Origin of the sequence: Rhodococcus sp. OK302 (assembly GCF_002245895.1) — a bacterium.
Classification (GTDB): Bacteria; Actinomycetota; Actinomycetes; order Mycobacteriales; family Mycobacteriaceae; genus Rhodococcus_F.
Window position 1 is genome coordinate 3,898,711 of record NZ_NPJZ01000001.1, and the last position, 11,465, is coordinate 3,910,175.

Annotated in this window: 10 protein-coding genes; 8 read left to right on the top strand and 2 right to left on the bottom strand. The window is 60.7% G+C overall.

What is annotated here, in order from left to right; translation table 11 throughout:
- Window positions 1-196: 196 nt before the first annotated feature.
- From BDB13_RS17910 to BDB13_RS17945, 8 genes are all read left to right on the top strand, one after another.
- Window positions 197-850 (top strand): helix-turn-helix transcriptional regulator, encoded by a 654-nt coding sequence (locus tag BDB13_RS17910; RefSeq protein WP_094272820.1) that lies wholly within the window; start codon window positions 197-199, stop codon window positions 848-850.
- A 131-nt stretch (window positions 851-981) separates the two neighbouring features.
- Window positions 982-2,442 (top strand): Fe-S cluster assembly protein SufB, encoded by a 1,461-nt coding sequence (gene sufB / locus BDB13_RS17915; RefSeq protein ID WP_094272821.1) that lies wholly within the window; start codon window positions 982-984, stop codon window positions 2,440-2,442.
- Window positions 2,442-3,662, top strand: coding sequence for a Fe-S cluster assembly protein SufD (gene sufD, locus BDB13_RS17920; protein WP_094272822.1), 1,221 nt, complete (start codon window positions 2,442-2,444; stop codon window positions 3,660-3,662). The genes sufB and sufD overlap by 1 nt, the downstream gene beginning before the upstream one ends.
- A 32-nt stretch (window positions 3,663-3,694) precedes the next feature.
- Window positions 3,695-4,498 (top strand): Fe-S cluster assembly ATPase SufC, encoded by an 804-nt coding sequence (gene sufC, locus BDB13_RS17925; protein ID WP_094272823.1) that lies wholly within the window; start codon window positions 3,695-3,697, stop codon window positions 4,496-4,498.
- A 5-nt stretch (window positions 4,499-4,503) separates the two neighbouring features.
- Window positions 4,504-5,769 carry a cysteine desulfurase gene (locus BDB13_RS17930; protein ID WP_094272824.1) on the top strand — a complete coding sequence of 422 codons (1,266 nt, stop codon included), beginning with the start codon at window positions 4,504-4,506 and terminating at the stop codon, window positions 5,767-5,769.
- 3 nt (window positions 5,770-5,772) lie between these two features.
- Window positions 5,773-6,249, top strand: a complete 477-nt coding sequence (gene sufU, locus BDB13_RS17935) for a Fe-S cluster assembly sulfur transfer protein SufU (RefSeq protein WP_094272825.1) — start codon at window positions 5,773-5,775, stop codon at window positions 6,247-6,249.
- Window positions 6,249-6,671 carry a metal-sulfur cluster assembly factor gene (locus BDB13_RS17940; protein WP_094272826.1) on the top strand — a complete coding sequence of 141 codons (423 nt, stop codon included), beginning with the start codon at window positions 6,249-6,251 and terminating at the stop codon, window positions 6,669-6,671. The genes sufU and BDB13_RS17940 overlap by 1 nt, the downstream gene beginning before the upstream one ends.
- 162 nt (window positions 6,672-6,833) lie before the next feature.
- On the top strand, window positions 6,834-10,142 hold the full coding sequence (locus BDB13_RS17945) for a condensation domain-containing protein (protein ID WP_141210650.1): 3,309 nt from the start codon (window positions 6,834-6,836) through the stop codon (window positions 10,140-10,142).
- Here the strand turns inward: BDB13_RS17945 and ku are convergent.
- Both ku and BDB13_RS17955 read right to left on the bottom strand, forming a co-directional pair.
- Entirely contained in the window at window positions 10,111-10,923 is an 813-nt protein-coding gene (ku, locus tag BDB13_RS17950) for a non-homologous end joining protein Ku (RefSeq protein ID WP_176459730.1), read from the bottom strand. The genes BDB13_RS17945 and ku overlap by 32 nt on opposite strands.
- 173 nt (window positions 10,924-11,096) lie before the next feature.
- Window positions 11,097-11,444: a DoxX family protein gene (locus tag BDB13_RS17955; RefSeq protein ID WP_094272828.1), complete on the bottom strand. Its 348-nt coding sequence runs from the start codon at window positions 11,442-11,444 to the stop codon at window positions 11,097-11,099.
- Window positions 11,445-11,465: the final 21 nt, after the last annotated feature.

Below are 11,465 nucleotides of genomic sequence, written 5' to 3' on the forward strand. Positions count from 1 at the left end.
AATGCCTAGACAACTGCGAACAATGCGGGCAGTCCGACTATTCCGAAATGTAATGCAGGTTGCCCTTAGTGGACCTGCGCGGGTAATTCCGTCACACTTGTGTTGTGAAAGAAATGCGACAGGTACTCGAAGCAAGGAAGATGCAGGTCAGAATGCTGCAGCCTCCTCGCAGAGTGCTGTCGCAGCACCGGTAACGGTGAGTGTCGAGGGGCAGACCCGTGCTGCAGTAGTCAAGTTGCTGCTCGAAGAGGGCCCCATCACAGCCTCCGAAATCGGTACTCGACTGGGCCTTAGCGCTGCAGGTGTCCGACGTCACATCGACGCATTGATCGAATCCGGTGAAGCTCGCGCTGCATCGGCGTCGTCGCTCCGTCAGCGTGGACGTGGACGCCCGGCCAAGCAGTTTCAGATCACCGCCACCGGACGCGGCCGTCTCGGTCATGCCTACGACGATCTTGCCGGAGCCGCAATGCGTCAGCTCCGCGAAATCGGCGGAGATGCGGCAATCGAGGAGTTTGCGAAGCGTCGAGTCCAGGCAATCGTGGGAGACGTCGAACCGGCCGATCCCACCGACGTCGCGAATGTGGAGGCGACAGCAGACGCTATCGCCGAAGCATTCAACTCCGTCGGATTTGCCGCCTCGACCAGGCCGGTGGGTAACGGCGTTCAGATCTGCCAGCACCACTGCCCCGTTTCGCATGTGGCAGAGGAGTTTCCGGAGCTGTGCGACGCCGAACAGGAAGCGTTCCGTCAACTGCTCGGCACGCACGTTCAACGTCTCGCGACCATCGCGAACGGTGACTGTGCCTGCACGACACACGTTCCCCTCGTATCGAACGGGAGCAGATGAAACTTCTCGACCGTTAACCCCCAAATTTTCCCGTTAGTTCTTCACAGTCAGAATTGCTTGCCTCGCTTCGAACTCAGCCCTCGTAGCGAAGTAAGCAGCCGTCAAGAAACAAGACTCCGGAAGGAGCTCGCATGACCGTCACATCAGACCAGGCGACTACCACTGCAGCTGCAGGCACCGAGCCGCTCACGCAGGACGAGGCCATTGCTTCCCTCGGTCATTACGGCTACGGCTGGTCCGATTCCGACGTAGCCGGAGCCAGCGCCCAGCGCGGTCTCTCCGAGGCTGTCGTGCGGGACATCTCTGCGAAGAAGAGCGAGCCGGAGTGGATGCTCGACATCCGTCTCAAGGCTCTGCGCACCTTCGAGAAGAAGCCGATGCCGAACTGGGGCTCCGACCTCGAAGGCATCCACTTCGACAACATCAAGTACTTCGTGCGCTCGAGCGAGAAGCAGGCCGAGTCCTGGGAAGACCTGCCCGAAGACATCAAGAACACGTACGACAAGCTCGGCATCCCCGAGGCCGAGAAGCAGCGCCTGGTTGCCGGCGTCGCAGCTCAGTACGAGTCCGAGGTTGTCTACCACTCGATCCGTGAGGATCTCGAGCAGCAGGGTGTCATCTTCCTCGACACCGACACCGGCCTCAAGACGCATCCGGAACTGTTCCGCGAGTACTTCGGTTCGGTAATCCCGGCCGGCGACAACAAGTTCTCCGCGCTCAACACCGCTGTGTGGTCCGGTGGCTCGTTCATCTACGTCCCCCCGGGCGTGCATGTCGACATCCCGCTGCAGGCGTACTTCCGCATCAACACCGAGAACATGGGGCAGTTCGAGCGCACCCTGATCATCGTCGACGAGAACGCCTCCGTGCACTACGTCGAAGGTTGCACCGCGCCGATCTACAAGTCCGATTCACTGCACTCGGCTGTTGTCGAGATCATCGTGAAGAAGGGCGGCCACTGCCGCTACACGACCATCCAGAACTGGTCCAACAACGTCTACAACCTGGTGACGAAGCGCACCAAGGTCGAAGCCGGTGGATCGATGGAGTGGATCGACGGCAACATCGGTTCCAAGGTCACCATGAAGTACCCGGCCGTCTGGCTGATGGGTGAGTACGCCCGCGGTGAAGTTCTCTCCGTCGCATTCTCGGGCGAGGGACAGCACCAGGACACCGGCGCCAAGATGCTCCACCTCGCGCCGCACACCTCGTCGACCATCATCAGCAAGTCCGTCGCCCGTGGCGGTGGACGCGCGTCGTACCGCGGCCTGGTGCAGATCAACAAGGGTGCTCACGGTTCCAAGTCGACCGTCAAGTGTGACGCTCTGCTGGTCGACCAGATCAGCCGCAGCGACACCTACCCGTACGTCGACATCCGCGAGGACGACGTCACGATGGGCCACGAGGCCACAGTCTCCAAGGTCAGCGACGATCAGCTCTTCTACCTGATGAGCCGCGGCCTGACCGAGGACGAGGCGATGGCCACCATCGTCCGTGGATTCGTCGAGCCCATCGCGAAGGAACTCCCCATGGAGTACGCGCTCGAGCTCAACCGCCTTATCGAACTTCAGATGGAAGGGGCTGTGGGTTAGTGACCACGCCAGAAACCGGTGTAATCGGGGCAGTTGCAGGGGAAAACCCGGCCGCTCCAGTCAAGCGAGCATCTACAGGCTCACCCATCACCAACAAGGGTGAAGCATTCGCGTCGTACGACGTCAATGCATTCGAGGTTCCCGGCGGACGCGACGAGATCTGGCGGTTCACCCCGCTGCGTCGTCTGCGCGGCCTGCACGACGGCAGTGCTGTTGCCAACGCGGCAATCACCGTTGACGTCGAGGCTGGTGCCGACGTCACCGTCGAGACCGTCGGTCGTGACGACGAGCGTTTGGGCAAGGCCGGCGTTCCTGCCGATCGCATTGCGGCACAGGCGTACTCGAGCTTCGAAGCAGCAACGGTTGTTTCCGTTGGTGCCGAAATTGAGGTCGAGAAGCCGGTAGTCGTCACCATAACGGGCCCCGGCGTCGACAAGGTCGCCTACGGACACACCCAGATTCGTCTGGCTCAGTTCGCCAAGGCAACGGTCATCATCGATCAGCGTGGCAGCGGAACCTTCGCGGAGAACGTCGAATTCGTTCTCGGTGACAGTGCGCACCTGACCGTTGTCGCAGTTCAGGATTGGGCTGAAGACGCCGTCCACGTGACGTCGCATCACGCTCGACTGAGCCGTGACGCCGTTCTTCGCCACACCTCGATCAGCCTCGGCGGCGACCTCGTTCGCCTGTCGGCCACGGTCAAGTACGACGGCCCCGGCGGCGACGCCGAACTGCTCGGCGTGTACTTCGCCGACGACGGTCAGCATCTGGAACAGCGTCTGCTCGTGGATCATTCGCAGCCCAACTGCAAGTCCAACGTGGTCTACAAGGGTGCGCTGCAGGGCGATCCCCACTCGAGCAAGCCTGATGCGCACACAGTGTGGATCGGCGACGTTCTGATTCGTGCGGCAGCCGAAGGCACCGACACCTTCGAACTGAACCGCAACCTGGTTCTCACCGACGGCGCCCGCGCCGACTCGGTGCCGAACCTCGAAATCGAGACCGGTGAGATCGTCGGAGCCGGGCACGCCAGTGCCACCGGACGTTTCGACGACGAGCAGCTGTTCTACCTACGTGCTCGCGGTATCCCGGAGGATCAGGCGCGTCGTCTGGTCGTGCGTGGGTTCTTCCACGAAATCATCAACAAGATCGCTGTCCCCGAGGTGCGCGATCGCCTCGAAGCCGCGGTCGAAGCCGAACTCGCTGCCGTCGGCTCCTGACCGCCAGCTACTTCTCATCTTGAAGGAATTTCATGTCTACCAGTGAAAACACCAACTCCGTTCTCGAGGTTCGTGACCTGCACGTCCAGGTTGCCAACACCGACGCCAACGCTGAGCCGATCCAGATCCTCAAGGGTGTGAACCTGACGGTTCGCTCCGGCGAGACCCACGCCATCATGGGCCCCAACGGCTCCGGCAAGTCGACGCTGTCCTACGCCATTGCCGGCCACCCGAAATACCAGGTGACCTCCGGTTCCATCACCCTCAACGGTGAAGACGTCCTCGCGATGAGCGTTGACGAGCGTGCACGCGCCGGCCTGTTCCTGGCAATGCAGTACCCCGTCGAGGTTCCCGGCGTCTCCATGTCCAACTTCCTGCGCACCGCTGCTACCGCAGTGCGCGGCGAGGCTCCCAAGCTGCGCCACTGGGTCAAGGAAGTCAAGGAATCGCTGGCCGAGCTCGAAATCGATCCTTCGTTCATCGAGCGTTCCGTCAACGAAGGCTTCTCCGGCGGCGAGAAGAAGCGCCACGAGATCCTGCAGCTGGGCATGCTCAAGCCGAAGATCGCGATCCTCGACGAGACCGACTCCGGCCTCGACGTCGACGCACTGCGTACCGTCTCCGAGGGTGTCAACCGCTACAAGGAGCGCGAGAACGGCGGCGTTCTGCTGATCACGCACTACACACGCATCCTGCGTTACATCGCTCCCGACTTCGTCCACGTGTTTGTCGGCGGCCGCATCGTCGAGTCCGGTGGACCGGAACTCGCTGACGAGCTCGAGACCAACGGCTACGTTCGTTTCACCGCGGACGCTTCAGCAACTCAGGGAGCATAAGCGCGATGACCACCTCGGTGCGTGCGCTCGACGTCACCAGGATTCGGAAAGACTTCCCGATCCTGGGGCGTACCGTGCGCGACGGAAAACCCTTGGTGTACTTGGATTCCGGTGCGACTTCGCAGCGGCCTCTCCAGGTACTCGATGCCGAGCGGGAATTCCTCACCACGTGTAATGCGGCCGTCCACCGAGGTGCTCATCAGCTGGCCGAAGAAGCCACCGATGCGTACGAAGACGCACGGACTCTGATCGCAGAGTTCGTCGGTGCAGAATCCGACGAGCTGTCTTTCACGAAGAACGCCACCGAGGCACTGAACCTGGTGACGTACGTTCTCGGTGACGACCGGTTCGACCGGCATGTCGGACCCGGCGACGAAATTGTCATCACGGAACTCGAGCATCACGCCAACCTTGTTCCGTGGCAGGAACTTGCGCGGCGTACCGGTGCAACGCTGAAGTGGTACGGCATCACCGACGACGGACGGATCGATCTCGATTCGCTCGAGCTCACCCCGGCCGTCAAGGTCGTGGCGTTCACCCATCAGTCCAATGTGACCGGTGCGGTCGCTCCGGTGGAAGAGTTGGTCCGTCGGGCGCGCGCTGTGGGTGCGCTGGTAGTTCTCGATGCGTGCCAGTCCGTGCCGCACATGGCAGTCGACTTCCATGCTCTGGATGTTGATTTCGCGGCGTTCTCGGGCCATAAGATGCTCGGCCCCACCGGGATCGGCGTTCTGTACGGCAAGGCTTCGTTGCTGTCCGAGATCCCTCCGTTCATCACGGGTGGATCGATGATCGAAACCGTCACGATGGAAGCCAGCACGTATGCGCCGGCGCCGCAGCGGTTCGAAGCCGGAACGCAGATGACCTCCCAGGTTGTCGGCCTCGGCGCCGCAGTGCGCTACTTGAACGACGTCGGAATGGACGCTGTTGCGGCCCACGAACATGTGCTGGTCGAAGCGGCGTTGGAGAAGCTGTCGACAATCGCGGGTCTCCAGATCGTGGGTCCGAAAACCGCCGAGAATCGCGGCGGCGCAATCTCGTTCGTCGTCGACGGCATTCATGCCCACGACCTCGGCCAGATCCTCGACGACGACGGCGTTGCAATCCGCGTCGGACACCATTGTGCGTGGCCGCTGCATCGTCGCCTCGGTGTGCAGGCAACCGCCCGGGCATCGTTCGCTCTGTACAACACCGTCGAAGAAATTGACGTGTTGGTTGCGGCGATCAAGCGCGCGCAGGAATTTTTCGGTGTCACAGGGGAGTTGAGCTGAAGTATGCGTATGGAGCAGATGTACCAGGAAGTGATCCTCGATCACTACAAACATCCGCACGGCCGCGGTTTGCGTGAACCGTTCGGTGCCGAAGTGCATCACGTCAACCCCACGTGCGGCGACGAGGTAACCCTTCGGGTGCAGATCGCGGACGACGGAAGTGTCGCCGACGTGTCCTACGACGGCCAGGGCTGTTCGATCAGCCAGGCGTCGACGTCGGTACTCAACGATCTCGTGATCGGCATGCAGGTTACCGACGCGCTCGAAACCGTCGCCGCATTCAGCGAGATGGTCAGCAGTCGCGGCAAGGTAGAGGGCGACGAGGATGTACTCGGCGACGGTATTGCCTTTGTCGGAGTTTCGAAGTACCCGGCACGCGTGAAGTGCGCGTTGCTCGGATGGATGGCGTTCAAGGATGCAGTCGTTCAGATAGTGGACGGCAAAACCGAATTGGTCGACACGACTAAAGGACAGGGATAATGACCGAGACACAATCAGAGCAGGCGTCCGAGGTGACTGCACCGGTCAACCCGAACCCCGATTCCACGGCGGAATTCGGTGGCGCCCAGGGCACCGGTACCGTCCCGTCGCCGGAGCGCCTCGACGAACTCGAAGAAGCGATGCGCGACGTCGTGGACCCCGAACTGGGTATCAACGTCGTTGATCTCGGTCTGGTGTACGGACTGTACGAGGACGACGGAATTGTCACCGTCGACATGACTTTGACGTCGGCTGCATGTCCTTTGACGGATGTCATCGAGGATCAGGCGCGCGGTGCATTGGTGCGTAGCGACCTATGCACTGACATGAAGATCAACTGGGTGTGGCTGCCGCCGTGGGGCCCGGACAAGATCACCGAAGACGGCCGCGAGCAGCTCCGCGCTTTGGGTTTCACCGTCTGACGGAAGTTCTTCCTGCACGGACATTTTTGATGGCGAACGCCGGTACCTGATCCAGGTGCCGGCGTTTGTCGTTATGTCCGGTAACGCCGTTATGTGGTCGTGCGATGTTTACCATTGAAGCGCTCTGCCCGTCTAGTGACATACGTCCCGAGGGAGATTTGTGTGAAACGCAGTCCCGGTCGAAGAAGCGGATTCGGAACACCACCGGATCGCCAGATACTTCGATCGAGTGAATTGTGCGCGCTCACTCCGCTTCAACAAGCAATCTTCGATTCACAGCAACGCCGACCGGATGTTCCGCTGTGTGTCAGTCACTACGTCGATGTGGCAGGGACACCGGATATTACGAGCCTGCAAGCGTCGATCGCGCAGGCCGGCCACGAATTCGGCTCAGACCTGATCTTGCAGGCATCGCAGGGCGTCGTGATGACTCGGATCGGCAAGGACGGGCTGGACCGTATCGAGGTCATCGATCTGCGCGGCGAATCAGATCCAGAATCGGCTGCCCAGAACTGGATGGGCAACGAATCCGTCCGCCCCCTTGATCTACTGTCCGATCCGCTAACCGGTAGTGCAGTTCTGGTGATCGGCGACGCACGATGGTTGTGGTACACCCGAATTCACCAGATCGTGCTCGACGGGGCCGGAGCGCGTTCCATGACTGCCCGCGCAGCCCAGGTCTATACAGCCCTGGTTCGCAAGACGCCAGTTCCATTGACTTCGGCACGGTCGGTGCACTCGATGACCGATACCGAACAGGCGTATCGCGGGTCGACGCGATGGGATGCCGACAGGCAGTACTGGGATGCCAAGCTCGCAGGCGCTCCGGTACGAACGTCGTTGGCTGAGCCTGGTGAGCTTACCTCCGCGAAGCCGCTGGTCAGATCGGCTACTGTGCCGCCTGGTGTGACCGCGTCGCTGGTGCATCTCGCGGAATCGCAGAGTGTCACCTTGTCGACCGTCGTGACTGCGTCGTTCGCAATGTACCTTGCGCGGATGACGGGTTCCGACGACCTCATTCTCCGTCTTCCGGTCCCCGTAAGGACGACGCACAGCGTCCGGCAGTCGGGCGGAACGATGTCGAATATTGTTCCCCTACGGCTGATTGTCGATCCTCGCGTCGGTGTTGACGAATTGTTGCGGGCAGTCAAGTTCGAATTGGTTGGAGCGCTGCGTCATCAGAAGTACCGGGACCAGCGGCTACATCAGGGGCCGGTCCTTACTCTGAATCTGTTTCCAGTTGTACTCACCATCGGTGATGCTGAGGGTGTCCTGCACGGGTTCTCGGCCGGACCCGTCGAAGATCTGGACGTTGCGGTGAGCCAGGTTTCGCGGGACGCGGAACTCGAGATCAGTTTTGCGGCCAACCCTGATGCGTATACGGGCGAAGCGCTGACTGTTCATCATCGACGGTTCCTCGATTTCCTCGAACTATTCAGTGCCACCGAACCGCGGACCCAGTTGGTGGATGTGGACTCCCGAACCGGGATGGTCTGGGGTTCAGCTGTTCGGCATTCGCGCAATCTGGCCTACTGGAGCACCGTGCTGGCGTCACCCGCGCCGGAACTAGGATTGCTCGCCGCGCCTGTCGGCGAGCGTTCGTCAGCAGCGATCGTGATCGACCCAGAGTTGTACCGCGGGCTCGAAGCGTTGGCAGATTCGATGTGTACCAGCATGTTCGTGCTGCTGCAGGCGGCAGTGGCAGGTCTCTTGCGGCGGATGGGTTCGGCGTCGGAAATTTCGATCGGGATCTCGGTTCGTGGCTACGGAGCAACAACTGCAGACGAATTTGTGTCGATGTTTGCGAACCAACTTGTGCTCCGATCGGCGGTGGACACGAATGTGAGCCTGGCCCGGTTGATCGAGCAGATGGATGACGTCATCGTCGACGCCTTGATCCATGCTGATATTCGCTTGTCCGCAGTGATGGCACATGTCGGGGACGGGCGTTCGGTCGACTCCGGTCCACCGTTCCGCGTTCTGGTGTCTGCCCAAGATCCCATCGATACGCACCCACAGTTTCCCGAGGTCATGGTTGGAATTCCGGTCGGATTCGACCTCGCAGCCATGCCGGAAGTATATGTGGCGCTGCCAATTCCGCAGCGAAATTCCGATCGACATGTGCAACCGATCGTCGGATTCTTCGACTGCCTTTCGTCGCCGCAGCAGGTCGACGGCCTTGCATTTCGATTTGTTCGCATCCTTCGAGCGATGGTCGACAACTCACATACTGCGCTCGGTTCCGTCGATCTCCTGCGTCCGGACGAGCGGAAAGAACTAATGGCTGCGACGCAACCGAACCCGGTGATCGGGGACCTCTCGGAGCGATTTGTACAGGTCGCGCTGGAGAATCCGGACGCAATCGCGGTGACATCGGATGCCGATCGGATTACCTACGGAGAACTGTTCGTGAGGTCGAACAGGCTGGCGCACAAGCTGATCGGAATGGGGGTCGAGGCCGAGACTTTGGTTGCTATTCACCTGTCGGGGTCGGTCAACACAGTTGTCGCGATCATTGCCGTGCTCGAAGCCGGGGGAGCGTACTTCCTTCTCGACAGCAAGGGGCCCGCACTGCGACAGGCCTTCAAGCTGTGCGACGCGCAACCGCATTGCGTCATAGCTGATTCCGAAATTCCCGGCCAGGTTTTCGTGAGTACCGACGCGGACGGCTATTCGTCGGAGCGTCCCCAACGCACGGATCGGCGCGGTGCGAATGCTCTTGCGTACATCCAGTACTCGGGTCGCTCGTACGGATTGAGCGTGACACAGGGTGCCGCGATTGCGTCAGGGGCAGCGGGAATCTGGGGCGCGTTGTTGCACGGCCGAACTCTGATCCCCAGCAACGACTTCCATTATCCCGGCGAATTTCCGCCGGTTCGGGGTCACTCCGTCTATGTTCTGGACGACCACTTGTCGCCGGTGCCGATCGGAGTCCCGGGGGAGATCTACATCATCGACGGCCACCTGCCGCGCGGATATCTCCGCAGACCAGGAAAAACGGCGGTCGATTTTGTGGCAGATCCGTTCAATCGTGACGGGCGCCGCCTGTACCGCACTGGCGAACGGGGTCGTTGGACTGCAACGGGGCAACTCGAGCATCTGGAATACGGCGCGCGGACAGCCTCAGTGCGAGGCGTCCGCGTCGACCTCGACGAGATCGATGCCGTAGTGACTGCACTACCCGGGGTCGAAGATTCCATCACCGTCGTGGCGGCCACTCCGGCCGGTGGCGCAGTGATCACCTATGTCAGAAGTGCACACACCGATAGTTCGCAGTCCATCGTCGACCTCAACGCGTTAGCGGCACACGCAATGGATCATCTGCCGTCGTACATGGTTCCTGACAGCTTCCACGTCGTCGATTCGTTTCCCACCGGCGCCGACGGAAACATCGACATTGCTGCCCTTCCGTCGCCGATCCTTGCGCCCATACCGGCGATCAGGCGCGTTTCCGACTCTTCTCAGCGTTAGATTTTGCTTCGTCGACGCTGCGCTGCAAGGCAGCGACGAGGTCGACGACGTCGGCGTCCTCACCACCGTGATCGACTTCGGCCGGAGGTATGACCTTCTTGCCGCCATTCTCGATCATCTCGTCGAGCAGTCCGCGAAGTTGAAGTTGATAGTCGTCGGTGAATTCGGTCGGATCAAAATCCCCCGCCATGCTTTCCACGAGGGTCTGGGCCATCTTCAGTTCCTTGTCCTTCGGCTTTTCGACGCCGTCGAGTGAAGGGAACTCCGCGGCGCGCACCTCGTCGGGCCACAGCAACGTCTGGATAACCAGTACGCCGTCGCGGGCGCGCATCGCGGCGAGTCGAGTTTTCTGCCGCAAGGTGAAGTGAACGAGCGCAGTGCGGTCGCTCTCCGCCAGTACCGTCGAGAGAAGGACGTAGGCTTTCGGAGACGCCGAATCTGGTTCGAGAAAGTAACTTTTCTCGAAGAGGACAGGGTCGATTTGATCGTTCGGAACAAATTCGAGCACAGGGATTTCATGCTTTTCGGCGGCCGGCAGCTTGGTGAAATCCTCGTCGGTGAGGATTACACGTGAGCCGTCTTCAGCGTCGTACGCCTTGTCGATATCAGCGAATTGGACGGTGTTTCCGCACTCCGAGCACACACGGTTGTATTTGATCCGGCCGCCGTCCTTGGCATGGACCTGGTGAAACTTGATGTCGTGGTCTTCGGTCGCGGAATACACCTTGACCGGAACATTGACCAGACCGAACGCAATCGAGCCTTTCCAAATCGAGCGCATGGTTTCCATGATGGTCGCTGCCGGCCGATTGCGCGAGAGAAAGGAGTGGTTCACATCTAATTCTTCGAGTGAGCACAGGTTTCCTCGAGTGAGCACAGGTTCCAGTGCGATGCTGCCTGTGCTCACTATGCAGAAACGGTGCCGGCTTCACACTGAACTGCGGTCGGTAGCCATCACATCGAGACGATGCGAAGCACCAACGCGGCGGCCGACAGAAGGCCGAGCATTGCCGGCGGCGCGATCTGGTGGTCGCCTGCTTTGAGGTGGGCGACAACTGCGCCGATGAAGTACAGGGTCAGCCCGATGGCGGCAGCGATTCCGATCGCGGGGATCCACAACCCGACCAGTAGTCCGATGACTCCGGCCAACTTGATCAGTCCGAGTTGCGGGATCCGATCTTCGGGAACACCCAGTCCGGTCAAGCTCGCGACCAGCTTCTCTTCTCGGGTGAGATCGAGGTAGGCGGAACCGGCGAGGGTTGCGGTCAGGATCGCCGCGATAACGACATATGCGATGAACATGGTCTGGCTCCAACGGTAGAT

Bases quoted from the DNA above. Each gene is read 5' to 3' on its own strand.
- sufB (WP_094272821.1), top strand. From the start codon at position 982: ATGACCGTCACATCAGACCAGGCGACTACCACTGCAGCTGCAGGCACC.
- sufC (WP_094272823.1), top strand. From the start codon at position 3,695: ATGTCTACCAGTGAAAACACCAACTCCGTTCTCGAGGTTCGTGACCTG.
- BDB13_RS17930 (WP_094272824.1), top strand. From the start codon at position 4,504: ATGACCACCTCGGTGCGTGCGCTCGACGTCACCAGGATTCGGAAAGAC.
- sufU (WP_094272825.1), top strand. From the start codon at position 5,773: ATGCGTATGGAGCAGATGTACCAGGAAGTGATCCTCGATCACTACAAA.
- BDB13_RS17940 (WP_094272826.1), top strand. From the start codon at position 6,249: ATGACCGAGACACAATCAGAGCAGGCGTCCGAGGTGACTGCACCGGTC.
- ku (WP_176459730.1), bottom strand. From the start codon at position 10,923: ATGCGCTCGATTTGGAAAGGCTCGATTGCGTTCGGTCTGGTCAATGTT.
- BDB13_RS17955 (WP_094272828.1), bottom strand. From the start codon at position 11,444: ATGTTCATCGCATATGTCGTTATCGCGGCGATCCTGACCGCAACCCTC.